Origin of the sequence: Rhodanobacter ginsenosidimutans (genome assembly GCF_042655685.1) — a bacterium.
Lineage (GTDB): Bacteria > Pseudomonadota > Gammaproteobacteria > Xanthomonadales > Rhodanobacteraceae > Rhodanobacter > Rhodanobacter ginsenosidimutans.
In genome coordinates this window covers 2,107,678-2,130,919 of sequence record NZ_JBHSMM010000001.1, presented here as the reverse complement: position 1 = coordinate 2,130,919, position 23,242 = coordinate 2,107,678, and the positions used below count along the sequence as shown (strand labels likewise).

The window sequence follows — 23,242 nt, the reverse complement described above, 5'->3', positions numbered from 1 at the left end:
TGAGCGCGGAAATACGGAGGAAGCCGGTGTCCGCGTCGGGCTTCGTGGCGGTGACGGGTTAAACTTCGCGATTCGACGTTACGATCAGGAATTTCCATGCCGCACGCTTCATCCGTTCCCGTGTTGACCATCGACGGGCCGTCCGGATCGGGCAAGGGCACGATCAGCGCGCTGGTGGCGCAGCAACTTGGCTGGCATTTGCTGGATTCCGGCGCGCTGTACCGCGCGGTCGGCTATGCGGCCGGCATGGAAGGGCTGGACCTGTCGGATGTGGAGGCCGTGACGCGCTGCGCGCGGACCACCCGTATCCAGTTCCGGGCGAAGAAGGGCGCCGAGACGCGGGTGATCGTCAACGGGCACGATGCCACCGACGAATTGCGCACCGAAACAGCCGGGGCGGCGGCGTCGGCGATCGCATCGGTGCCATCGGTGCGCGAGGCCCTGGTGTCCCTGCAATTGGGCTTCCGCAAGGCACCCGGGCTGGTGGCGGACGGGCGCGACATGGGCACGGTGATCTTCCCCGATGCCGCGTTCAAGGTTTTCCTCACCGCCAGTGCCGCCGAGCGTGCGAAAAGACGCTATAAGCAGTTGAAAGACAAGGGACTCAGCGTTACACTTTCCGGCCTTCAGCGCGAAATTGAGGCGCGTGACAGCCGCGATGCATCGCGCGCGGTCGCGCCGCTCAAGCCCGCCGCCGATGCGTTGCTGGTGGATACCACCGGCATGGGCATCGACGAGGTCGTCGCGAAAGTACTTGCCGTCGTGCAGCCCTGACCGGTTGCACGGCGGTTTTTGCGCCCCTGCCGCGGCAGGGGATTTTGGCCAACGGTGGCTTGCGACCGGTTCGAAGAACCGCCGAAGACACCCTCAACCGGTGGATCGATGATTTCGTGGCCAACATAGACGCCACAGCCAGCGGTCCTTTCCCACTATGGAATCAACATGACTGAAAGTTTTGCCGAACTGTTTGAACAGAGCCAACAGGCTATCTCCAAGCTGAAGCCCGGCGCCATCGTCACCGGCATCGTTGTGGAAATCCGCAACGACGTCGTCGTGATCAACGCCGGCCTGAAGAGCGAAGGCATCGTCCCGATCGAGCAGTTCAAGGACGAGCAGGGCGTGCTGGAGGTGCAGGTTGGCGACGAGGTGAAGGTTGCCCTCGAAGCCCTGGAAGACGGGTTCGGCGAAACCAAGCTGTCGCGCGAGAAGGCCAAGCGCTCGATGGTGTGGGACGACCTGGAGCAGGCGTTCGACAAGGAAGAAACGATCAAGGGCATGATCTCGGGCAAGGTCAAGGGCGGTTTCACCGTCGACATCAAGGACGTTCGCGCGTTCCTGCCCGGTTCGCTGGTCGACGTGCGCCCGGTGCGCGAGCCGACCTACCTCGAGGGCAAGGAGCTCGAGTTCAAGATCATCAAGCTGGACCGCAAGCGCAACAACGTGGTGGTCAGCCGCCGCGCCGTCGTCGAGACCGAGTTCTCCGAGGAGCGCGAGAAGCTGCTTGAGCGCCTGACCGAGGGTGCCGTCGTCAAGGGTGTGGTGAAGAACCTCACCGATTACGGCGCATTCGTGGACCTGGGTGGCATCGACGGCCTGCTGCACATCACCGACATGGCGTGGAAGCGGGTGCGTCATCCGTCCGAAGTCGTCAACGTCGGCGACGAGCTGGACGTGCGCGTGCTGAAGTACGACAAGGAGCGCAACCGCGTCTCGCTGGGCCTGAAGCAGCTGGGCGACGACCCGTGGGTCGCCATCGCCCGCCGTTACCCGGTCGGCAGCCGCCTGTTCGGCAAGGTCTCCAACGTCACCGATTACGGCTGCTTCGTCGAGATCGAGCCGGGCGTGGAAGGCCTGGTGCACGTGTCCGAGATGGACTGGACCAACAAGAACGTCAACCCGGCCAAGGTGGTTCAGGTCGGTGACGAAACCGAAGTCACCGTGCTGGACGTGGACGAGGAGCGTCGCCGCATCTCGCTGGGTATCAAGCAGACCCGCTCGAACCCGTGGGAAGCCTTCGCCGCCATGCACAAGAAGGGCGACAAGGTCTCCGGCCAGATCAAGTCGATCACCGACTTCGGCGTGTTCATCGGCCTGGACGGCGGCATCGACGGCCTGGTGCACCTGTCCGACATCTCCTGGCAGGTGTCCGGCGAAGATCTCGTGCGCGACTTCAAGAAGGGCGAAGAGATCGAGGCCGTGGTGCTGGCCGTCGATCCGGAGCGTGAGCGCATCTCGCTGGGCATCAAGCAGATGGAGCAGGATCCGTTCGGCCAGTTCATGGCGGCCAATCCGCGCGGCACGATCGTCAACGGCACCGTCAAGGAAGTCGACGCGAAGGGCGCCGTGATCGATCTGGGCGAAGGCGTCGAGGGTTACCTGCGCGCCAACGACATCGCCAAGGAGCGCATCGACGATGCCACCCAGCATCTGAAGGTGGGCGACGCGGTCGAAGCCAAGTTCACCGGCATGGATCGCAAGGGTCGCCAGCTGGCGCTCTCGATTCGCGCCAAGGACGAGGAAGATGCACCCGACGTGGCCGTCGATTACTCGGCAGCTGCAAGCGGTACGACCAAGCTTGGTGCCTTGCTCAAAGAGCAGTTCAACAAGGCTGATTGATCGGCAGCGACATTGCCGAGTTGACGCGGGGCGGCATCACGCCGCCCCGCTGTTTCATGTCACGGACATTGGGGACCATGACCAAATCCGAATTGATAGAAGCGCTGGCAAGACGCCAGACCCATCTTGCGTTCGCGGACGTGGAGATGGCCGTAAAAAGTGTGATCGAACAGATGAGTCACGCGCTGGCCCATGGCGAACGCATCGAAGTACGCGGTTTTGGCAGTTTCGCGTTGCATTACCGTCCGCCAAGGATGGGCCGCAATCCCAAAACGGGTGAAGCGGTTGCGCTCCCCGGCAAGCATGTGCCGCACTTCAAGCCCGGCAAGGAATTGCGCGAACGCGTGAACCTGCAGCTGGAAAGCGCGACGGCCTGAAGCACGGCCACGCGTTGATCAAGGCAGGCGACAGGTGTCGTTCCTGCCTTTCTTTTTTTGATGGCCACCCATCCGCATCATTTGCTGACCCATGCCTGATCGTGCATGCGGCCTGGCTGTGACGACGTCAGTCAATCAGGTAAAGTCCTGCCATGCGATTGCTCGTATTGCTACTCCTCATTGCCTTCCTCGCTGCTGGCGTTTTGCTGGGGGCGCTGAATGCCGACCTCGTCGGTTACGACCTGGGCTTTGCGCGTATCCAGTTGCCCAAGGGCGCCGGCCTGCTGGGGAGTCTGGTCATTGGTTGGCTGCTCGGTGGTCTTACCGCCTGGTTTGGCGTGAGCACCAGCCATCGTCGCCAACAACGCAAGGCAAACAAGAAGCCAGCGGCTGGCGCATGAGCCTCCTGTATCTGCTGGTGATGGCGGTGCCGGCGGCCTTCGCGCTCGGTTGGTGGACCTCGCGCCGGGCAGGCGTGCGTCGCTCGGGCGCAAAGGTCAGCGAACTCTCATCTGATTATTTTCGTGGCCTGAACTACCTGCTCAACGAAGAGCAGGACAAGGCGATCGAGGTGTTCCTCAAACTCGCCGAGTACAACCGCGATACGGTGGAAACCCACCTGGCGCTGGGCAATCTGTTCCGCCGTCGCGGTGAAGTGGATCGCGCCATTCGTTTGCATCAACACCTGGTGTCACGCCCCGGCTTGAATGACGCCATGAAAACGGTGGCCCTGCTGGAGTTGGGCGAGGACTACATGCGGGCCGGGCTGCTTGATCGCGCCGAGGCATTGTTCCGTGACCTGGTGGCGATGGATGCCCACGCGCCGTCGGCGTTGCGTCATCTCATCGCGATCTACCAGCACGAGCGGGATTGGCACAAGGCGATCGAACACGCGCGCCGGCTGGAAACCATGACCGGCGAGGACGAGACGCCGATGATGGCGCAGTTCTATTGCGAGCTCGCCGAGCGTTCACGCCAGCACGGCGCGCGAAACGAGGCGCGCGATTATCTCGCCCAGGCTTTCGCGAGCCAGGCGCAATGCGTGCGCGCCTACATGCTGACCGGCCGCCTGCATTCGGAAGACGGCGCGTACGACGCGGCGGTGGAAGCCTACGAAGCCGCCGTCGAAGCGGATGTGGCGTTTGTGCCGGATATCCTGCCGCCGCTGCTCGACAGCTATGAACGGTCGCGGCAAATGGGCCGTGCGGAGCATTTTCTGCGTGGCCTGCTCGATCGTTATCACGGTGTGTCACCGGTTCTGGCGTTGACGAACTTGTATCGGCAGCGCGACGGCGACCGGCAGGCGGTGGAGTTTCTCACCGCGCAATTGCGCCAGCGGCCGTCGGTGCGCGGGCTGATGACCTTGATCGACGCCACCATGGACAAGATCGACGGTGAAGCCAGGGAGAATTTCCAGATATTGCGCGAGCTGATGCGCAAGCTGCTGGAAGGGCAGGCGATGTATCGCTGCAGCCGTTGTGGTTTCGGCGCCAAAGCCCATCATTGGCAATGCCCCAGCTGCAAGAACTGGAGCACCATCCGGCCCATTCACGGGGTTGCCAATGAATGAGCATGGATTTGTCGTGCCAGGGCTGGCAGCGGGGTGGTTGGTATCGTCATTCGTTCTGACGTCGCTGCTGGTGGGTGCCGCCATTTACTACGCGCGCCGACGCGGCATGTTCGATCAACCCGGCCATCGTCGCTCCCACCGCATTCCGACGCCGCGCGGTGGCGGTATCGGCGTGGTAGTGGCTGTGTTCATCTGCGCTTCCGGAGCACTGCTGACATTATCAAAGCCGATATCCGTGCTTGTTGTGGCGGGAATGGCGGCAGCGTTGTTTCTGGTCGCATTGGTCGGGTGGTGGGATGACCATCGCCCACTGCCGGTATGGCCGCGGTTGGGGACACAGGCGGCCGCCGTCGTTTTGTTTTCCTTCACGCTGATCGCTACAAACTTGTCGTGGTACTGGTTCCCGTTATTGCTGCTGGCGGGTATGTGGAGCATCAACTTGCACAACTTCATGGATGGCATCGATGGCTTGCTTGCGCAGCAAATCGTTTTCGTGGCGGGCGCCCTTGGCTGCCTGGCCTGGTCCGTTGCAGAGCCGGCTCTGGCGATCGGGGCGGGTACGGTCATGACGGCCGGTGTGGGTTTCTGGTTCTACAACCGATCGCCTGCGCGCATTTTCATGGGTGACGTGGGCAGCGGCAGCGCGGGACTGCTGGTGTTTGTTTTTTCCGTCCTGCTGTGGCGCGTTGAACCGTCGCTGGCATGGGCGGCACTGGTGCTTTCGTCGGCGTTTGTCACCGATGCCAGCCTGACCCTCCTCACGAGAATGACGGGCGGACGCTCGTGGCATAGCGCTCACCGTGAACATCTCTATCAATGGATGGTGCGCAGCGGCATGTCGCATGCCGGCGTTGACGCGCGTTACCTGGTCTGGAACCTGTTGATAGCGGCGCCTGCTGCATGGTGGATGGCCAGCCATCCGCAGGCCGCCTTGCCGATTGCTGTCGCGATCTACGCGATTGCGGCGGTGCTCTGGCTGGTCATGAAACGTCGCTGCCTGCAGCGCCCTACCGCAGGAGGTCGCCATGTTGCTGCGTAAGATGGCCGCCTTCATCCATCCGCGTGTCGCCGTGGTGCTGCACGACCTCGCGGCGACGGCGCTGGCCTGGTGGATCAGCAAACTGCTGCGCTATGCGTTGAAGCCGGACGAGATCGTCAGCTTCATGCTGTTCGAGTTTCCCATCGTGTTGCTGGTACAGGGCCTCATCTTCCGTTGGACGGGGTTGTACAAGGGCGTCTGGCGCTTCGCCAGCTTGCCAGACCTGTGGAACATCCTGCGTGCCGTGCTCATGGGTGCGCTGGCGATCGGGCTGTCGCTGTTCCTCTACAACCGTCTGGAAGGCGTCCCGCGGTCGGTACTGTTGATGTATCCGATGGTCCTGGCCGGGTTGCTGGGTGTACCGCGGCTCACCTATCGGTTCTGGAAAGACAGTCGGGATGACTCGCGTCGTGGCGTGTCCATCAAACGGGTCTTGATCGTCGGTGCCGACCGTGCCGGCGAGGTGCTGTCACGTGACCTGCGCCGCGACAGCGGCTACGCCGTGGTGGGTTTCGTGGATGACCGCATGACGTTGCGCGGCGCCAGCATCAATGGCCACCCCGTGCTGGGTGATCTGGAGCAGTTGCCTGACGTGGCGCGGGAAGCGGCGGTGGACATGCTGTTGATCGCCATGCCCGGTGCCTCGACCAACGAGATGCGCCGCGTGGTTGCGCTGTGTGACGCCACCGATTTGCCGTATCGCACCGTGCCACGTCTGGATGACGTCGTGGCCGGTCGCGCGCAGTTCAACGAAATCAAGGACGTGGCGATCGAGGATCTGCTGGGTCGCGACGCGGTGGAGCTGGACTGGACCGCGATCCGCCAGACGCTGACCACACGCCGCGTGCTGGTTACCGGCGGTGGCGGTTCGATCGGTTCCGAATTGTGCCGGCAGCTGGCGAGGCTGGGGGCGCAATCGCTCGTCGTTGTCGACCAGAGCGAATACAACCTGTATCGCATCACCCAGGAATTGCGCGCCGATTTCCCCGAACTCATCCTGGACGGTGTACTGGCCGACTGCGGCGATCGCACCGCCATGCACAAGGTGTTCGTGGAGGCGCAGCCCCAGGTCGTATTCCACGCGGCAGCCTACAAGCATGTGCCGATGTTGCAGACGCAGCTGCGTTCGGCCTTCCGCAACAATGTGCTCGGTACGCGCACGGTGGCCGATCTGGCCAGCGAGACCGGCGTCGAGTGTTTCGTGCTGATCTCCACCGACAAGGCGGTCAACCCGACCAGCGTCATGGGCGCCTGCAAGCGCGTGGCCGAAATCTATTGCCAGAACCTCAATGCCCAGACGTCGACACGCTACATGACCGTGCGGTTTGGCAACGTGCTGGATTCGGCCGGGTCCGTGGTACCGCTTTTCCGCCGCCAGATCCGCGCCGGTGGCCCGGTGACGGTGACCCATCCGGAGATATCGCGTTACTTCATGACCATTCCGGAGGCATGCCAGTTGATCCTGCAGGCGGCAAGCCTCGGCAAGGGCGGCGAGATTTTCGCGCTGGACATGGGCGAGCCGGTTCGCATCCGCGACCTCGCCGAACAGATGATCCGGCTTGCCGGCAAGAAGCCGGGCAGCGAGATTCCCATCGTCTACACGGGGTTGCGCGCCGGCGAGAAGCTGTTCGAGGAATTGTTCCACCCGCTGGAAAACTACAGTGGCACCGCGCACGCCAAGATTTTCCTGGCGCAGCACCGCGAGGTGTCGTGGGAACTGCTGCATGCGCTGCTGAACAAATCCGTCGACGCGGTACGGGATTTCAGGGAGGAAGATCTGCGGCGCTGCGTTTCCAGCCTGCTGCCTTCGTTCCGCTGGAGCGAAGTGGCGCAGCCCGACAACGTGGTGTCCATCCGTCGCAATGAATCAGGAGACAAGTAAGTGAGCAAGCCTCTGCGCAAAGTGGTGTTTCCCGTGGCGGGGCTTGGTACACGCTTTCTTCCGGCGACCAAGGTGGTGGCCAAGGAAATGCTGCCGGTGCTGGACAAACCGCTGATCCAGTACGCGGTGGATGAGGCGGTGGATGCGGGCGCGGACACGTTGATCTTCGTGACCAACCGCTACAAGCACGCGATCGCCGACTACTTCGACAAGGCCTACGAGCTTGAGGCCAAGCTTCACGCCAAGGGCAAGGAGGCGTTGCTGGCGTTGGTGCAGGGGACGTTGCCCAAGAATGTCCGCGCCATCTTTGTCACGCAACCGGAGGCCTTTGGCCTCGGCCATGCCGTGCTTTGTGCCAAACCCGTCGTGGGCGACGAACCGTTTGGCATCGTGCTGCCTGACGATCTGATCTGGAACGGCCAAGGCAAGGGCGCGCTGCGGCAGATGGCCGAGCTGGGCAACGAGCAGCAGGCGGGCGTGATTGCGGTGGAAGAGGTGCCGCACAACGAAACCGACAAATACGGCATCGTCGCGGCAACCGCGATCGATGAGCGCAGCGCGCGCATCGACCACATGGTGGAGAAGCCGAAGCCCGCCGACGCACCCTCGAACCTTGCCGTGGTGGGCCGGTATGTCCTGCCGAGCCGGATTTTCCAGCTGCTTGAACAGACCGTGCCCGGTGCCGGCGGCGAGATCCAGCTGACCGACGCCATCGACGCGCTGCTGAAAGAGCAGGGCAAGGTGCTGGCCTATCGCTTCGAAGGCACCCGTTTCGATTGCGGCAACAAGGCCGGCCTGGTGCGCGCCACCATGCACATGGCAATGCAGGACCCAACGCTGGAGCCGACGGTGCGCTCGTTTCTCGCGGACCTCTGACCGCACGCCAGCGCATGCACGCGCAGCGGTGAGCTGAAACCCGCGCACCATCCTACCCTCGGCACTCGTCGGGTTGCGCGCCCGGGTTGTAGGGTGACGCCATGCCCGACGGCCAGCCAACCTCCTATTACCGCGCCACCGCCACGGCGTATGCGCCGTATCCGACGTTGCATGGCTCGCATGAGGTGAACGTGGTCGTCGTGGGGGGCGGCTACGCGGGGCTGAATACCGCGCTGGGCCTGGCCGAGCGCGACGTGCGCGGAGTGATGTTGCTGGAGCGCGAGCAGGTCGGCTTCGGTGCGTCCGGACGCAACGGCGGTTTCGTTTTTGCCGGTTATTCGCTGGGCGAGCAGAGCCTGCTCGATCAATCGGGTGCGCCGCGTGCCCGCGCATTGTTTGCACTGACCACCGCAGCAGTGCAGCGCATCCGTCAACGTATCGCGCAATACGACATTGCTTGCGACGTGGTGGACGAGGGCGTGATCTGGGCCAACTGGTTTCGCGACCCATCCATCCTGCGTCGACGCCAGCAGTTGCTGACCGATCACTACGACGTGCACTGGAAGGCCTTGTCGCCAACCCAGCTGCGCCAGCTGGTGGACAGCGCGCGGTATCACGGCGGGTTGTACGAATCCGATGCCTTGCATCTGCATCCGCTCAATTACGCGACCGGGTTGGCGCGCGCTGCGGCAAGCCGTGGCGTGGCCCTGCACGAAAACAGCGGTGTACTGCAGGTGCGCCGCGAGGGTTCGAGCTGGCGTGTCGATACGGCGCATGGCAGCGTGCTTGCCGATCAACTGGTGCTGGCGTGTGGCGGTTATCTGGCGGGGCTGGAGGAGTCGATTGATCGCGCAATCCTGCCGATCGCCACCTATGTCATGGTGACCGAGCCGCTGGGTGAACGGCTGCAAACCTGTCTGCGGACCCGGGCGGCGGTGTACGACACCCGGTTTGCGTTCGACTACTATCGTCCGCTGCCCGACACGCGCCTGCTGTGGGGCGGCCGCATCTCGATTCGCGAACGTTCCTCACGCGCCATAGAGCGGCTTCTCACTGCCGACATGCTGCGGGTGTTTCCGCAACTGCGGGGCGCGCGCATCGATTACGCATGGTCTGGCCTGATGAGCTACGCGAGGCACCAGATGCCGCAGATCGGTGGCAATGCGGAAGGTTTGTGGTGGGCGCAGGCGTTCGGCGGGCACGGGTTGGCGCCAACCTGCGCCGCCGGCGAACTGCTTGCCGCCGCCATCGCGCAAGGCGACGAGAGCTGGAAACAATTCCGCGGTTACGGATTGTGCAGCACACATCGCCCTTGGGGCTACCTGGGGGCGCAAACCCATTACTGGTGGCAGCAAAGCCGCGACTGGTTGAAGAGTGGACTGGAACGATGAGCGATACCGAGCAACAAATTGCACGCGCCCCCGGCACCGAAATATCCTGGGCGGACTTCGAGAAGATCGTCATGGTCGCGGGCACGGTCACGCGGGTGGAGGCCTTTCCGGAAGCGCGCAAGCCGGCGTGGAAGGTCTGGGTGGATTTCGGCCCGTACGGCGAGCGCAAAACCAGTGCGCAGATCGTGGCGCTCTACGGCGCCGCGGAGCTGGTGGGCCGGCAAATTGTGGGCGTCATCAATTTCCCCGAGAAGCAGATCGGCCCGTTCCGATCGCAGTTCCTGCTGACCGGTTTTGCGACGGAGCAGGGCGTGGTGATCACCACGCTGGAGAGGCCGGTGCCCAACGGCACGCGAATGGCGTGAACGGCCTCAGTGCCGCGCTTGCCGATCCAGCCACACCAGCAATCCTTGTGCGTTGAGTTCGATATCCATGCCCAGCAGTTCGCACAGCGTCGCGCGGCTGCCGGCCCAGCCATGCGCGGCGGCGTGTTCGGCGTAAAGATCGGTGAGGGCTTCCATCAGGCGCGCTTGCCGGTCGGGCAGCTCGCCTGCCGATCGGGCCAGCGCCACCATGGCGTCGATCCGGCGGTGCAGGTCGTCGGCCAGTTTTTCCACCTGGTCGACGGCGCCGTAGTGGGTGAGATGGATCGCCTCCGGCTGCAGGGCGACCAAACGCCGTAGTGATGCATGCAATGCCTCGGGGTCGAACTGCACCGGCGACGTGGTGGGAATCACGAACGGCCCGTTGGCGGTATCGAATTCGCGATAACTGAGGCCGAACGTATCGCCGCTGAAACAGCGGTTGGAGCGCTCGTCGTAAAGGCACAGGTGGTGCTTCGCGTGGCCCGGTGTATCCAGGCAGCGCAGCGACCGCCCCGCCAGGTCGATCACGTGGTTGTCCGGTGCTTCCACCACGCGCTCGGATGGAACGGGTTGCAGCCGACCGTAGGTCTGCTCCATCACCGCCTCGCCATAGACCGCACTGGCGCCGGCCCAGAGTTGCGCGGGGTCGATCATGTGTCGTGCGCCACGCGGGTGCACGGCCAGGCGTGCGTGGGGCAGTTGCGCCATCAATGCACCGGCGCCGCCGGCATGGTCCAGATGGACGTGGGTAAGGATCAGCCAGTCCACATCGTCCGCCGTGAGGCCTGCCTGGCGTAGCGCGTCGAGCATGCGCGGCACGGCGAAATTCGTGCCGCAATCGACAAACGCGCCGCGCCCGTTTTCCACGATCAGGTAGGCGGCATCGAAACGCGGGCGCACGAAACCGGTGTCGATGGTGTGGATGCCGTGGACGGTCATGGTGCCTCCGGATGCTTGTCGGGGCAGGTTAGCAAGTTGCCGCGCAGGGATCATCCGCCGTGCGTGCAGCGCGTAAACTGTGATGTCATGCAGTCTCGACAGGAGAAGGGTATGACCTCGCCCATGGCGCCCGCGTGGCAGGTGTCGCGCTGGTTCAACAGTGAACCGCTGGCCCTGGCCGACTTGCGCGGAAAGGTCGTGTTGCTGCATGCGTTCCAGATGTTGTGCCCCGCCTGTGCCATGCAGGCGCTGCCGCAGATGCAGCGCGTACGGCGCGCCTTTGCGGATGAGCGCCTTGCCGTCGTGGGGTTGCACACCGTGTTCGAACATCATGACGCGCAGGGGCCGGTTTCGCTGGCGGCCTTCCTGCACGAGTATCGCTACGACTTTCCGGTGGGCGTGGACGCGCATGATGAGGGCGACCCGTTGCCCTGCACGATGCGAAGCTATGCCATGCAAGGTACGCCGACCCTGGTCCTGATCGACGCGGAAGGGTGTTTGCGCCAGCAGCATTTCGGTGTGGCGGATGATCTTGCGCTGGGCGCCAGCATCGGACGGCTTCTGGCCGAATTGCCTGCGGCTGTGGACGCCTGAGTCCCGCGCCCAACGCCCTCGCTTCGGATGAGGTGGTCTGGCCGAACCAGCGCTGTGTGTCGTTGTGCGGGCGTTCCGCCTAACCGGGCAACGATCGTTGTCGCTTGGCGGCGTACATGGTCCGGTCGGCGTGGGCCAGCAGGCTGTCCGCGTCGGTGCCATTGATGGGGAAACAGGCGATGCCAATGCTGACGTCCAGCAGGAACGGGCCATCAGGCAGGCTGAAAGGTTGCGTGAGGCGAGCGCGCAATGAATCGGCTACCTGGCGGGCCGAAGCCGTGTCGTGGCAAGCGGGAAGCAGCGCCACAAACTCGTCGCCGCCGATGCGGGCCAACACGTCGTCGGGGTTGATGCCCTCTTGCAGGCGCACGGCAACGTCGCGCAACAGCTGGTCGCCAGCATCATGCCCGGCGCGATCGTTGGCAAACTTGAAGCCATCCAGGTCGAGGTAAAGCAGCGTGAAGCCATGCTCGGCATGCGCGGCGTGGTTGATGGCTGAGCGGATTTCCGCGCGCAGGCGATCGCGGTTGGCCAGGCCGGTCAGGGAGTCGTGGTTCGCGCGATGTTCCAGTTCGCGCTCCAGGCGCCGCAGCTCGGTCACTTCGCGGCCGACGCCGATACGCACGTGATGGTCGGGCAGCCAGCGTGCGGACCACTGGATGTCCACGTCGTGGCCGTCCTTGTGGATGTAGCGATTGCGAAAGTGGCGCTGCAGTTCGCCTGCCATGACCGCTTCGGCCTGCCTGGCGGTGGCGTCGCGGTCATCGGGATGGACCAGATCGAAGATCAGCCGACCGAGCACCTCGTCGGGCATGTAGCCGAAAATGCGCTGGAAACTGGCATTGACGAACAGGAAACGTCCATCGACATCGACCACGCACACGGCATCGGGCATCAGGTCGAGTACGTCGGCAAGGGGCGGTAACGTCGGAGTCATCAATCTGCGGTGGTGGTGTGTCCGTGGCGACCTGACGTCGCCGTTGCAGGGATATCGAAACTACCAGAATCCTCTTCTGTCGCGGTGAAAGTCGCTTCCGGCGGGTTATCGATGCACATGCATCAGCTCGCATGGGGGAGCTGGGCGAAGGCAGCGGGCGACGCGTTTTCGAACCGCTCCAGCAGCAACTTCACGAAGGCCGAGACGCGCGCGCTCACATGCCGATGCGAGGGGTACAGCGCCCACACCTCCACCGGGTGGGCGGTGAGCACGCCCCAGACGATCAGGCGGCCGGCATCGATGTCGGCCTGTACCAGCGAGCGCGGCATGGCGGCTGCGCCGATGCCGGCGATGACCGCGTCGTGGATCATCGACATCGACGACAGCCGCAATACCGTACGGGTCGCGATGTTGCGCACGCTGCGTGCGCGGCTGAGCTGCCAGGAAGCATCGGCCGGAGTGCGCGAAAGCGTGATGACTGGAACCGTGGCTTCAACTCGTCTTGTCGGCAGAGGCAGCGACGGCGCGGCCACCACCACCATCACGTCGCGCAGGAAGCATCGACCGGACAACTCGGTTGAAGGGTCGGGGTTGGCGCGGATGATCAGGTCGAAATCGTCATCGACGGGATCGACGAAGCGGTCCTCCGCCACCACTTCCAATTGCACCTGTGGATAGGCGAGGGCGTAATCCGCGGCGATACGGCCCAGGCCGCGCTGGCCGAACAGCACCGGCGCACTGACCCGCAATCGGCCACGCGGCGTACTGACGCCGCGTCGCAGCGTATCGCCCACTTCGTCGATGTGTTCCAGCAGCGACTGGGTTTGCTCCTGCAGCTCGCGGCCCTCCATCGTCAGGCGCAGGGTGTGGCCGCCGCGCTCGAACAGACGCACGCCCAGCGCGTCCTCAAGCTGGCGCACGCGGCGTGAAAGCGTGGCCTTGGGGCGGCCGGTGATTCGCGCGGCGCGGCCGAAGCCGCCATGTCGCGCCACGTCGTTGAAATCGGCCAGAGCGAGGAGATCCATGGTGTTTCACCAGTGAGACACGATGTCCAGATTATGCGGCTATCGCGAGTTCCCATGAAACACCACGATGTGGCTCCACATCCACAGATACAGGAGACACCTCATGAACATTCTGGTTACGGGCAGTACCGGCACCATTGGCAGCCTAGTCGTGCAAGGGCTGGCGGCGCAGGGCGCCAGCGTCCACGCGCTGACGCGCAACCCGGACAAAGCATCGCTTCCCGCCGGCGTCACGGCCGTCAAGGGCGACATGACCGACATCCCCTCGATGCGCGCGGCACTGAAACAGGTCGATACGCTGTTTCTGCTCAACGCCGTGGTCGCCGACGAGGTGACCCAGGCGATTGGCACCCTGAGCCTGGCACGCGAGGCGGGTATCGAACGCATCGTCTATCTGTCGGTGCTCAACAGCGATACCTATGCCGACGTGCCGCATTTCACCGGCAAATACACGGTGGAACGGATGATCGAACAGCTCGATTTGCCGGTGACGGTGCTGCGCCCTTCGTACTTCATGCAGAACGATGCCAAGCTCAGGGACGGCTTGTTGCAGGGGCGCTACGGCATGCCGGTGGGCGATGTCGGGATAGCGATGGTTGACGTGCGTGACATTGCCGAGATTGCGGTCGCCGCGCTGCTGCGCCGCGCGAATGCGCCGACGCCGCTGCCGCGCGAGGTGATCGAAATCGTGGGGCCGGATGTATTGACCGGCGATGCGCTGGCGACGCTCTGGTCCGGTGTACTGGGCAAGCCGATAACTTACGCGGGCAATGACCTCGCTGCGTTCGAAGGTTTCATGGCCGGAATCATGCCTTCGTGGTCGGCTTACGACCTGCGCCTGATGCTTGCGCGATTCCATGTCGACGGCATGCTCGGCAAACCGCTCGCAGTGAAAACACTTACGGGGCTGCTTGGCCATCCGCCCCGTCGCTATCGCGATTTCGCTGCCGGGCTGGCACTGGCCTGGCAGGCGGGCTGATCGGTACGTGGCCGTCGGCGGTCATCCGGCGGCCTGGCCCGAGGTCTGGAAAAAGGCTGCCAGCGCGGAGGCTACGGCGGCGGGTTGCTCCTCCGGCATGAAGTGACCGCAGTCGGCGATCCTGACTCCGCGCACGTCGTCGGCGAATGCTCGCAACGGTGCGGCCATATCGGGGATGGAGCCCTGATCCGCACTCAGAGCCAGCACCGGCATCGCAAGTTTCTCCCTGGCAGCGAATGCGCGGTTCTGGCGTGCGGATTCGGGTGTTGCCCGGTAATAGGCCAGGCCGGAACGCAGTCCACCGGGCAGCGTGAAGACGCGCAGGTATTCATCCAGATCCTGCTCGCTGAAAACCGACGGATCAGCCGCCTTTCGACGCAGAAACCAGGCCAGGTATTCGCGCTCGTGGCCGGCGATCAACATCTCGGGTAAATCCGGAATCACATGGAAGGCGAAGTGCCAGGTGCGCCACGCCTGTTCCGGCGCCACCGGCAGGCGATCGGGCAAGGTCACGCCCGGGATACCGGCGTCGAGCAGCGCCAGCGCCTGCACTTCATCGCTGTAGCGTGCGGCCAGCGGGTAGGCGACCCAGGCGCCCACGTCGTGCGCGACCAGACCGTAGCGATTGACCCCGAGCTGCTGCAGCAGCGCCTGCACCTTCCCTGCCAGCGTGTCGGTATCGTAACCACCGTCGGGTCGGTCGGAATCGCCTTGTCCGGGCAGGTCGATCGCGATCACGTCGCGGGTCGATGCCAGGTAGGGCATGACCTTGCGCCATGCGTACCAGCTCTGCGGAAAGCCGGCCAGAAAGACGATGGTGTCGCCCCCTGGCTGCCCGCCGCGGACGTAATGCAACCGAACTCCATCGACGTTTGCGAACCGGTGGGCAAAAAAGTCCGGCGACGGCAACCCGGGCCTCGCGCTCGACGGGGATTCAGGCAACTGTTCTACAGCCTGTGCATGGTGATCTTCTCGGTCTTTCATCATGGATTCCTCTACCAATGTAAAAAGGAAATATTCATTTCCTAATAAGTCAAAAAAATCAATCGAGAACTTTCAGGGCGAGCGAGACCAGCGCGTTCATGTCGTCATGCGACCGCCCGGTCTTGCCGACGACGCGCATGCCCTGGAGGACGCACAGCATCAGTCGACCGGCCGCTGCGCTATCCAGATCCGCGCGGATCGATCCATCTGCCTGGCCATCGCGGATGGTGCGGACGAGCAGTCGCTCATTGCGGGCATAGGCAGCACGCACTCGCCGTGCGGTGTCCGCGTCCATGGTCGCCAGCTCGGTCGCGCTGCCAGCCACCATGCAACCCTGTTTCCCCTCTGATCCGGAGGATGCCGCGGCGTAGAGGCCAAGCAATTCCCTGAGCTGCTCACGCCCGTTGCCTGCATGGCGCAGGGCAAGGTGGCGCATGGCGTCCCTTTCCTCGACATAACGGTCGAAGGCGGCCAGGAATATCCCGCGCTTGTCCTTGAACGCCTTGTAGATACTGCCTGCGACCAGCCCGGTGGCCTGGGTGAGATCGGCGATCGTCGTTGCGTTGTAACCACGCTCGCGAAAAACCCGGACTGCTCCATCCAGGGCTTTGGCCATGTCGAACTCTCGCGGCCGTCCGCGTCCTCGGGGGCGCGTGGCCATGGGCGGATTGGATGGACTCATGTCGCCATTTTGGAATGGATCGTTTCCAAACTCAATGGCGATAGGTATGCGATGGATCCGGGCGGATGTTCACTCTCGAGACATTCACCAACCCACACACTGGAGGGCCTGGTCCCGAGTCATGCAAGTGCACCGTCATACCGGCCCCATTTCGACTGTTCGCAATGCCGCGCGCTGTGCCGCGTTGCTGGCCCTGTTTGTCGCGATGCCTGCGTTCGGCAGCGCGTCGGCCGACCGCGGAAAGCCGCTGAAGATCGACGTCGTTCGCGATCGGCTGACGCTGTCATTGACGCATTACCCGCAGGTGTATCTGCATGGCGAGATCGATGCCGGCGCGCCACAGCGGTTCGCGGCGCTGGTTGCGTCCGGTCGCATCGAAAGGGGTTCGGACATCTATCTCAACGCGCGCGGCGCTGACCGCGCTGCCGGCATGGCGTTGGGCAGGATGTTTCGCGCTGGCGGCATGGCCACGCATCTGGGTACGCCACGGCAGCCGAAGTGGGCGAGCGTCGAGGCCAAGACGGCTATCTGCATGGATGCCTGTCTTTACGCCTATCTCGGTGGCCTGTATCGCTGGGTGCCCAGCGGGCGCGACCGTATCGGATTCAGCTCGCCACAGACGCAGGCCACGCGCCACTCGCCCGATGCCGTCACTTATCTGAAAGCGATGGGGATCAAGGATGAAATGCTTGGCAGCGAGGCGTGGCTGACGGCCGAGAAGATGACCGCTTCCGGCCTGGCCAACAATGGCCGGCTGCCGACGACGGCCACTTATGATTTGTCCAGGCCTGCGCCACGACTGGATTTGCGCCTGGCGGATCGCAAGGGAACGCACCGGCTCACGGTCCAGTGCCAACCGGGCAAGACCACGGTGACGGCGTATGACGAAGTGGGCATCGCGCGTGCGCGGCAAATCGCCTTGCGTGGTGGTAGTTCCTATTTTCAGCTCGGGGACGAAAAGCGGTTGAGCCAGCCACGTGGCGGCGCGCAGGCGATGGGCAACGCGCTGGTGATCCGCCGTGATCTGCCGCCCGCCGATCTGGTGGATCTGATATCGGCGTGGTCGGTCGGCGCATGGGTCGGCGGCCGCAGCGATGCCTTCCGTGATGGCTTCACCATGCCGTTGCAGCCGGTGCGCGCACAGCTCAAGGTTTTCTACTACACCTGCTGGCGCGTTGCGCCATGGCCAGCGCGGCCCAAGAAGGCGCACTGAAAGCTGTTGTCCCGCGAGCGGGACGACAACGCTTGGTGACGTCGTGCTTCAGGCGCGCCGCGGCAATTTCCAGTCCGGCCGGATGAAGTGGCAGGTGTAGCCGGTGGGGAAGTGTTCGAGATAGTCCTGGTGTTCGGGCTCGGCTTCCCAGAAGTCACCCGCGGGCGCCAGCTCGGTCACGACCTTGCCCGGCCACAAACCGGACGCGTCGACGTCGGCCATGGTGTCTTCGGCCACTTCCTTCTGCGCTTCGCTGGTGTAGAAGATGGCCGACCGGTAGCTGGTACCCCGGTCGTTTCCCTGCCGATTGACGGTGCTGGGGTCGTGGATCTGGAAGAAGAACTCCAGCAGGGTGCGGTAGCTGATGACCTGCGGATCGAACACGATCTCGATGGCCTCGGCATGGGTGCCGTGATGGCGATACGTCGCGTTCGGCACGTCGCCGCCGGAATAACCCACGCGGGTGGAGACGACGCCGGGCTGGCGGCGCAGAAGATCCTGCATGCCCCAGAAACAGCCGCCGGCAAGAATGGCGCGATCAGTGGTGGCTGTCATCGAAATCTCCGGTGGTTGGTGTGCGGTTGAAGATGGGGGTGATGCGCGGCTTTGTCGAGTGGTGGAACGACAGGCAGACCCATCCAACGTTTGCCGTGCAACCGCGTCGTTCCTGAGGCAAGCTTTGCCGCCTGGGGGCCGTCGGGCGCCCAACGGGGATCGACACATGGGCAAGGGGCGGTTGGAAGCGTTCAGCGACGGCGTCATCGCGATCATCATCACCATCATGGTGCTGGAGCTGAAAGTGCCTGAAAGCCATGCGCTGGCATCGCTCGCGCCGCTGGCTCCGGTTCTGCTCAGCTACGTGTTGAGCTTCGTGTACGTGGGCATTTACTGGAACAACCATCACCACATGCTCTCGACCGTGCACCGCATATCGGGGCGTGTGCTGTGGGCGAACCTGCACCTGCTGTTCTGGCTGTCGTTGCTTCCATTCACCACGGCCTGGATGGGCGAAAACCACTTCGCCGCGTCGCCGACGGCCGTCTATGGCGTGGTGCTGTTGATGGCGGCGGTCGCCTATTGGCTGCTGCAGCGCACGCTTATCGTGGCTGATGGCCGCGACGCCGTGCTCGCCACGGCGATCGGGTCGGATTGGAAGGGCAAACTGTCGCCACTGCTCTATCTGACGGGCATCGCGTTGACGTTCTGGCGGCCGTGGGCGGGCCAGGCCATGTACGTGTTGGCGGCGTTGTTGTGGCTGATTCCGGATCGCCGCATCGAACGTGCCAGCAACGCCTGAGCGCCAGCTCCCTCCGTGGAGCTGGCGGTGTCACGACGGTGGTGTCATGACTGGCGCCGTGGAACTTCCGCCGATGGTTACAGGAACATGCCGCCCGAGGCCTCGATCCGCTGGCCATTGATCCAGCCATTGGCGGACGTCAGCAACGACGCCACCACTCCGCCGATATCGTCCGCTTCGCCAACCCGACCCAAGGCGGTCTGCGAGGCCACGAAAGCATTCAACTGCGCGTTGTCGCGCACTGCGCCGCCACCAAAATCGGTGGCGATGGCGCCAGGCGCCAGCGTATTCACGGTGATACCGCGCGGGCCCAGTTCCTTGGCCAGGTAGCGCGCGAGTACCTCGATGGCGCCTTTCATCGCCGCATAAGCGGTATAGCCGGGCAGGGTGAATCGCGTCAGGCCGCTGGAGACGTTGAGAATGCGTCCGCCGTCGGCGATCAGCGGCAACAGCTTCTGGGTGAGGAAAAACACGCCCTTGAAGTGCACGTCGACCAGTTCGTCGAACTGCGCTTCCGTCGTTTCGGCAAAGCTGACGTGCCCGCCGGTACCCGCGTTGTTGACGAGAAAGTCGAACTGCTGGCGCTGCCAGCGGCTTTCGAGCACCTCGCCCACCTGTTGGGCGAAGGCATCGAAGCGCCGGCTGTCGGCCATGTCGAGCGCCAGCGCCACTGCCCGCCGGCCCATGGCCTCGACCTGCGCCACGACGGCCTCGGCTTCGGTGCGATTGGTGCGGTAGGTGATGATGACGTCGGTGCCTTGTTCGGCCAATTTCAGTGCGGCGTTCCTGCCCAGGCCGCGACTGCCGCCGGTGATGAGGGCGATGGAAGGTGCGTGGCGAGTCATGGTTGTCTCCGATCAGATGTGGGAGAGGCGACTTTATTGATCGACAGACAAGGGATAAATTGGCATTAATTGATTTGTATGTTTGTCATTTTTGAACAATAGGTGCCTGGTCAGGCCTCGGTACCTCCACGGGAAAGCGCGTGAACAAACTCGATGCGATGCGGATATTCCTGCGGGTGGCGGAAATGGCCAGCTTCACGCGCGCCGCCGAGAGCCTGGCGATGCCCAAGGCCAGCGCGTCCATGGCCGTGCAGCAGTTGGAAAGCCTGCTCGGCACACGGCTGCTGCACCGGACGACGCGCAAGGTCAGCCTGACCCATGACGGCCAGGCCTTCTACGAGCGCAGCAGGGACCTGTTGGGGGACATGGACGAGCTGCAGTCAATGTTCCAGCAAGGTGGTCAATCGCTGCGCGGGCGCTTGCGGGTGGACATGTCCACCGGCATGGCGTGCAACATCGTGATCAGGCGATTGCCGGAATTCCTGCAGGCGCATCCATCGATCGAGTTGGAGTTGAGCAGCACCGATCGCGTGGTCGACCTTGTGCGCGAGGGTTTTGACTGCGTGTTGCGCGCCGGCCCGTTGGCGGAAAACAACCTCGTGGCCCGTCCGCTCGGCAACCTGCGCGTCATCAATTGCGCCAGCCCCGACTATTTGCGCCGCCACGGCACGCCGCAAACGCTGGAGGATCTCTCGGCACATCGGCTGATCCACTACGCATCCACGCTGGGCAACAAACCAGCAGGCTGGGAATATCCCACCGCCACCGGATACGCGTGCCTGCCGATGGAAGGCGTGCTGACGGTCAACAACACCGAGGCCTATACGACGGCCTGCCTGGCCGGGTTGGGGCTGATCCAGTCACCCATTGCAAGCCTGCAACCGTGGATCGAGCAGGGACAACTGGTGGAAGTGCTGCCGCAATTTCCAGCCGAACCGTTGCCGTTGTCGATCCTGTACGCCAACCGCCGCAACCTGCCCAGCAGGGTTCGCGAATTCATGGGGTGGCTGGAAGGTTTGCTGGCGCCTTATCTGCGGTTGTGACGGTCAACGCGTTGCTGGCCCCGGTCCCGACACGCGTTGCTGGCCCTCGCCGATCACGGTCTCTCACGACTCGCGATCGCACACAAATGTGAATTGGTATGGTCCGATGGTGCCCGTGGTATCAATTTATAGGCAAAGTGGTACTGGATTGTGGCAGGCGGCATGACCAGTTTGCCGGGGGGCAGGGGCATCAGTAAGCTTGCCGCTCGCTCGCCTATGAAGCAGACCATGCGCAGAAAACTTGTGGCCGGAAACTGGAAGATGTACGGCAGTCGCTCGATGGCCTCGGACCTGGCTGGCGCCATTGCCGCCAGCATGCCGGCCGACATCGATGTAGCCGTGTTTCCCCCGTATCCATACATCAACACCTTGAGCGAACAACTCGCCGGCACGGCCCTGCAATTGGGTGCGCAGGACGTGAGCGAGCATGAAGGACAGGGCGCCTATACCGGCGAGGTAAGCGCCGCGATGCTGGCGGAAGTCGGCGTGGACTATGTCTTGGTGGGTCATTCGGAGCGCCGCCGCTATCACGGCGAAAGCAACGAATGCGTCGCGCGAAAATTCGCGGCCGCGAGGGCGGGAGGACTCACCCCCATCCTTTGTGTCGGTGAAACCCGCCAGCAGCGTGACAGTGGTGAAACCGAAAACGTCATCGGCGAACAACTCGAAGCGGTCCTGCGACTCAACGGCATTGCGAGTTTCGACACGGCGCTGGTCGGGTACGAACCGGTGTGGGCGATCGGCTCCGGCGAGACGGCAACGCCGCAACAGGCGCAGGACGTTCACGCGTTCATTCGTAGCAAACTCGAAAAAGAAGATGTTACAATCGCCCGTCTGACTAGGCTGCTTTATGGCGGCAGCGTCACCGCGGTCAACGCCGCAAAGCTGTTTGCGCAACCGGACGTCGATGGCGGGTTGGTAGGCGGCGCAGCCTTGACTGCAACCGACTTCCTAGACATCTGCGCCGCGGCGCATCAAGCGCCATAGGTTCCGAGAAATCATGTTCGTCATCTTCAGCGTCTTCTACATCCTGGTCGCGGCGGCAATGACCGTGCTGATCCTGTTGCAAAACGGTCAGGGCGCCAGTGCCGGCTCCGGTTTCGGCGGCGGTGCTTCCGCCACCGTATTCGGTGCGCGCGGTTCGGCCAACTTCCTGACCCGGGCCACCGGTGCGCTCGCCGCGGTGTTTTTTGCCCTCAGCCTGGGCATGGGTGTTTACCTGAACTACAACGGCAACGCTCATCAGGATGCCGTCGATCTTGGCGTGATGTCCGGCGTGGCCACCAAGCCCGCTGAAGCACCCGCCGGCAAGACAGCCGTCAGCTCGGAAGTGCCGCAAGCCACCTCGCCGGCCACGGCCGTACCCGAGGCCACAACGGCTCCCGCCGGCAACCAAGGCGAAATACCGGCTGCACCCCAGCCGAAACCTGCGACAAAACCCTGAAAAGGGCGCGGTAGAAACACACCTGCCCAGGTGGCGGAATTGGTAGACGCACTACCTTGAGGTGGTAGCGACGAGAGTCGTAGGGGTTCGAGTCCCCTCTTGGGCACCATTTGGTACTTTCGCAGCAGACTGCTGCGGAATGGAAAAACCCGCCGCTCGGCGGGTTTTTTTATGCTGCCGCCATCGTCTTTTGGTCAACCGGGGATCCGGATGCCATCGACGGCTTGCAGGCCAGACATTCCCGCACGGTATGCCAGGGCGACCGCTTACATAAGAGGCAAGGGTGGGCGTGGCAAATTTTGGCGATCGATTTACCGCAGCGATGATTGGCGGGGATGCCAGATCACGGTGCGTGGCGTCGGCAGGTGGCTGCCTGTTTTCGTGGGCAGCACCTTCATGGCTTGCAATGATTTGTTCAGCAGCCTAATTTCACTAAGCCTAACCAGGGAGGGGCACGCGGTGATCAATGTCATATTGGTGGACGATCATGAGCTGGTGCGCACCGGCTTCCGGATGATTTTGCAGCAGCAGTCGGACATCTGTATCCAGGGCGAAGCGGGAAATGCGGAAGACGGCTTGCGATTGATTCGCACGCTGAAGCCGGACATCGCGCTGGTGGACGTCCATATGCAGGGCATGAGCGGCATCGAACTTACCGAGCGCGTCAATCGCGCGAAGATGTCGACCCGCATCGTGGTGGTCACCGTCGTTGATGACGCGCGTTTTCCGAAACGGTTGCTGGACGCGGGGGCGCTGGGCTACCTCACCAAGGGATGCAGGGCCGAGGAGCTGGTTACCGCCATTCGCCAGGTCTCGACCGGCAGGCGCTACCTGGCGCCTGCCGTGGCGCAACAGCTGGCGCTGGCGACTCTCGATGGCAGCACCTCGCCATTCGACGCATTGTCCAGCCGCGAGCTGGAGGTGGCAATGATGCTGGTGTGCGGCAAGCCGCTGACCCTGATCGGCGAGCAGCTCAACCTGAGCCCGAAAACCGTGTCGACGTACAAGCAGCGCCTGATGGAAAAGCTGCGGGTGGATCACGTGCTCAACCTGGCACACCTGATGACGGTGCATGGTTTGATCGACAATCCGGGCCACGCCATCGGCGGTTGATCGCAGACGACGTGGCGCAAAAAAAGCCGGG

25 protein-coding genes and 1 tRNA gene are annotated in these 23,242 nt (G+C 63.5%); 19 read left to right on the top strand and 7 right to left on the bottom strand.

Annotated features, from left to right (window positions below; all coding sequences use genetic code 11):
• Positions 1-96 precede the first annotated feature (96 nt).
• The 10 genes from cmk (at position 97) to ACFPK0_RS09400 (ending at position 10,116) form a co-directional block, all read left to right on the top strand.
• Positions 97-774 (top strand): (d)CMP kinase, encoded by a 678-nt coding sequence (cmk, locus tag ACFPK0_RS09445; protein WP_377340076.1) that lies wholly within the window; start codon positions 97-99, stop codon positions 772-774.
• Positions 775-942: 168 nt separating this feature from the next.
• Entirely contained in the window at positions 943-2,616 is a 1,674-nt protein-coding gene (gene rpsA / locus ACFPK0_RS09440) for a 30S ribosomal protein S1 (RefSeq protein ID WP_007080709.1), read from the top strand.
• Positions 2,617-2,693: 77 nt separating this feature from the next.
• Positions 2,694-2,993 carry an integration host factor subunit beta gene (locus ACFPK0_RS09435; RefSeq protein WP_007080710.1) on the top strand — a complete coding sequence of 100 codons (300 nt, stop codon included), beginning with the start codon at positions 2,694-2,696 and terminating at the stop codon, positions 2,991-2,993.
• 152 nt (positions 2,994-3,145) lie between these two features.
• Positions 3,146-3,394, top strand: a complete 249-nt coding sequence (locus ACFPK0_RS09430; RefSeq protein ID WP_056078774.1) for a LapA family protein — start codon at positions 3,146-3,148, stop codon at positions 3,392-3,394.
• Positions 3,391-4,563 carry a lipopolysaccharide assembly protein LapB gene (gene lapB, locus ACFPK0_RS09425; protein ID WP_056603323.1) on the top strand — a complete coding sequence of 391 codons (1,173 nt, stop codon included), beginning with the start codon at positions 3,391-3,393 and terminating at the stop codon, positions 4,561-4,563. Before ACFPK0_RS09430 ends, lapB begins: the two co-directional genes overlap by 4 nt.
• On the top strand, positions 4,556-5,602 hold the full coding sequence (locus ACFPK0_RS09420) for a glycosyltransferase family 4 protein (RefSeq protein WP_056078780.1): 1,047 nt from the start codon (positions 4,556-4,558) through the stop codon (positions 5,600-5,602). Before lapB ends, ACFPK0_RS09420 begins: the two co-directional genes overlap by 8 nt.
• Positions 5,589-7,484 carry a polysaccharide biosynthesis protein gene (locus ACFPK0_RS09415; protein WP_056078784.1) on the top strand — a complete coding sequence of 632 codons (1,896 nt, stop codon included), beginning with the start codon at positions 5,589-5,591 and terminating at the stop codon, positions 7,482-7,484. The genes ACFPK0_RS09420 and ACFPK0_RS09415 overlap by 14 nt, the downstream gene beginning before the upstream one ends.
• The gene (gene galU, locus ACFPK0_RS09410; protein ID WP_377340071.1) at positions 7,485-8,360 is read left to right on the top strand and encodes a UTP--glucose-1-phosphate uridylyltransferase GalU; all 876 of its coding nucleotides are present in this window, start codon (positions 7,485-7,487) and stop codon (positions 8,358-8,360) included.
• 101 nt (positions 8,361-8,461) lie between these two features.
• Positions 8,462-9,751: an NAD(P)/FAD-dependent oxidoreductase gene (locus ACFPK0_RS09405; RefSeq protein ID WP_377340069.1), complete on the top strand. Its 1,290-nt coding sequence runs from the start codon at positions 8,462-8,464 to the stop codon at positions 9,749-9,751.
• Positions 9,748-10,116, top strand: a complete 369-nt coding sequence (locus ACFPK0_RS09400; RefSeq protein ID WP_056603329.1) for a tRNA-binding protein — start codon at positions 9,748-9,750, stop codon at positions 10,114-10,116. The genes ACFPK0_RS09405 and ACFPK0_RS09400 overlap by 4 nt, the downstream gene beginning before the upstream one ends.
• Before the next feature lie 6 nt (positions 10,117-10,122).
• Here ACFPK0_RS09400 and ACFPK0_RS09395 read toward each other — a convergent pair whose 3' ends face one another.
• Entirely contained in the window at positions 10,123-11,055 is a 933-nt protein-coding gene (locus ACFPK0_RS09395) for an MBL fold metallo-hydrolase (protein WP_377340067.1), read from the bottom strand.
• A 111-nt stretch (positions 11,056-11,166) separates the two neighbouring features.
• On the opposite strand from ACFPK0_RS09395, the gene ACFPK0_RS09390 reads away from it, so the two are divergent.
• A complete protein-coding gene (locus tag ACFPK0_RS09390) occupies positions 11,167-11,649 on the top strand; it encodes a TlpA disulfide reductase family protein (RefSeq protein ID WP_377340065.1) in 483 nt (160 codons plus the stop codon).
• Between the two features lie 79 nt (positions 11,650-11,728).
• Here ACFPK0_RS09390 and ACFPK0_RS09385 read toward each other — a convergent pair whose 3' ends face one another.
• Entirely contained in the window at positions 11,729-12,586 is an 858-nt protein-coding gene (locus tag ACFPK0_RS09385) for a diguanylate cyclase domain-containing protein (protein WP_377340063.1), read from the bottom strand.
• A gap of 122 nt (positions 12,587-12,708) precedes the next feature.
• Positions 12,709-13,611, bottom strand: a complete 903-nt coding sequence (locus ACFPK0_RS09380; RefSeq protein WP_056603342.1) for a LysR family transcriptional regulator — start codon at positions 13,609-13,611, stop codon at positions 12,709-12,711.
• A 103-nt stretch (positions 13,612-13,714) separates the two neighbouring features.
• On the opposite strand from ACFPK0_RS09380, the gene ACFPK0_RS09375 reads away from it, so the two are divergent.
• Complete coding sequence (locus ACFPK0_RS09375) at positions 13,715-14,590, top strand: NmrA/HSCARG family protein (protein ID WP_056603345.1); 876 nt, start codon at positions 13,715-13,717, stop codon at positions 14,588-14,590.
• A 21-nt stretch (positions 14,591-14,611) separates the two neighbouring features.
• Here the strand turns inward: ACFPK0_RS09375 and ACFPK0_RS09370 are convergent, their stop codons facing one another.
• Together ACFPK0_RS09370 and ACFPK0_RS09365 are read right to left on the bottom strand one after the other, a co-directional pair.
• Positions 14,612-15,445 carry an alpha/beta fold hydrolase gene (locus tag ACFPK0_RS09370; protein WP_377340060.1) on the bottom strand — a complete coding sequence of 278 codons (834 nt, stop codon included), beginning with the start codon at positions 15,443-15,445 and terminating at the stop codon, positions 14,612-14,614.
• 187 nt (positions 15,446-15,632) lie between these two features.
• A complete protein-coding gene (locus ACFPK0_RS09365; RefSeq protein WP_377340058.1) occupies positions 15,633-16,190 on the bottom strand; it encodes a TetR/AcrR family transcriptional regulator in 558 nt (185 codons plus the stop codon).
• 64 nt (positions 16,191-16,254) lie between these two features.
• Between ACFPK0_RS09365 and ACFPK0_RS09360 the strand changes: the two genes are divergently transcribed.
• Positions 16,255-17,469 (top strand): hypothetical protein, encoded by a 1,215-nt coding sequence (locus ACFPK0_RS09360; RefSeq protein WP_377340056.1) that lies wholly within the window; start codon positions 16,255-16,257, stop codon positions 17,467-17,469.
• Between the two features lie 48 nt (positions 17,470-17,517).
• Here the strand turns inward: ACFPK0_RS09360 and msrA are convergent, their stop codons facing one another.
• The gene (gene msrA / locus ACFPK0_RS09355) at positions 17,518-18,024 is read right to left on the bottom strand and encodes a peptide-methionine (S)-S-oxide reductase MsrA (protein WP_377340054.1); all 507 of its coding nucleotides are present in this window, start codon (positions 18,022-18,024) and stop codon (positions 17,518-17,520) included.
• 166 nt (positions 18,025-18,190) lie between these two features.
• On the opposite strand from msrA, the gene ACFPK0_RS09350 reads away from it, so the two are divergent.
• Positions 18,191-18,766, top strand: coding sequence for a TMEM175 family protein (locus ACFPK0_RS09350; protein ID WP_056078812.1), 576 nt, complete (start codon positions 18,191-18,193; stop codon positions 18,764-18,766).
• A 77-nt stretch (positions 18,767-18,843) separates the two neighbouring features.
• On the opposite strand, the gene ACFPK0_RS09345 is transcribed toward ACFPK0_RS09350, so the two are convergent.
• Positions 18,844-19,611, bottom strand: coding sequence for an SDR family NAD(P)-dependent oxidoreductase (locus ACFPK0_RS09345; protein WP_056078815.1), 768 nt, complete (start codon positions 19,609-19,611; stop codon positions 18,844-18,846).
• 140 nt (positions 19,612-19,751) lie between these two features.
• Here ACFPK0_RS09345 and ACFPK0_RS09340 point away from each other — a divergent pair, with 140 nt between their 5' ends.
• The 5 genes from ACFPK0_RS09340 (at position 19,752) to ACFPK0_RS09320 (ending at position 23,211) form a co-directional block, all read left to right on the top strand.
• Positions 19,752-20,654, top strand: coding sequence for a LysR family transcriptional regulator (locus tag ACFPK0_RS09340; RefSeq protein ID WP_377340049.1), 903 nt, complete (start codon positions 19,752-19,754; stop codon positions 20,652-20,654).
• 228 nt (positions 20,655-20,882) lie between these two features.
• Complete coding sequence (tpiA, locus tag ACFPK0_RS09335) at positions 20,883-21,641, top strand: triose-phosphate isomerase (RefSeq protein WP_377340315.1); 759 nt, start codon at positions 20,883-20,885, stop codon at positions 21,639-21,641.
• A gap of 13 nt (positions 21,642-21,654) precedes the next feature.
• Positions 21,655-22,098: a preprotein translocase subunit SecG gene (gene secG, locus ACFPK0_RS09330; protein ID WP_377340047.1), complete on the top strand. Its 444-nt coding sequence runs from the start codon at positions 21,655-21,657 to the stop codon at positions 22,096-22,098.
• A 24-nt stretch (positions 22,099-22,122) separates the two neighbouring features.
• Positions 22,123-22,207, top strand: a tRNA-Leu gene (locus tag ACFPK0_RS09325).
• 350 nt (positions 22,208-22,557) lie between these two features.
• Positions 22,558-23,211: a response regulator gene (locus tag ACFPK0_RS09320; RefSeq protein ID WP_056078824.1), complete on the top strand. Its 654-nt coding sequence runs from the start codon at positions 22,558-22,560 to the stop codon at positions 23,209-23,211.
• Positions 23,212-23,242: the final 31 nt, after the last annotated feature.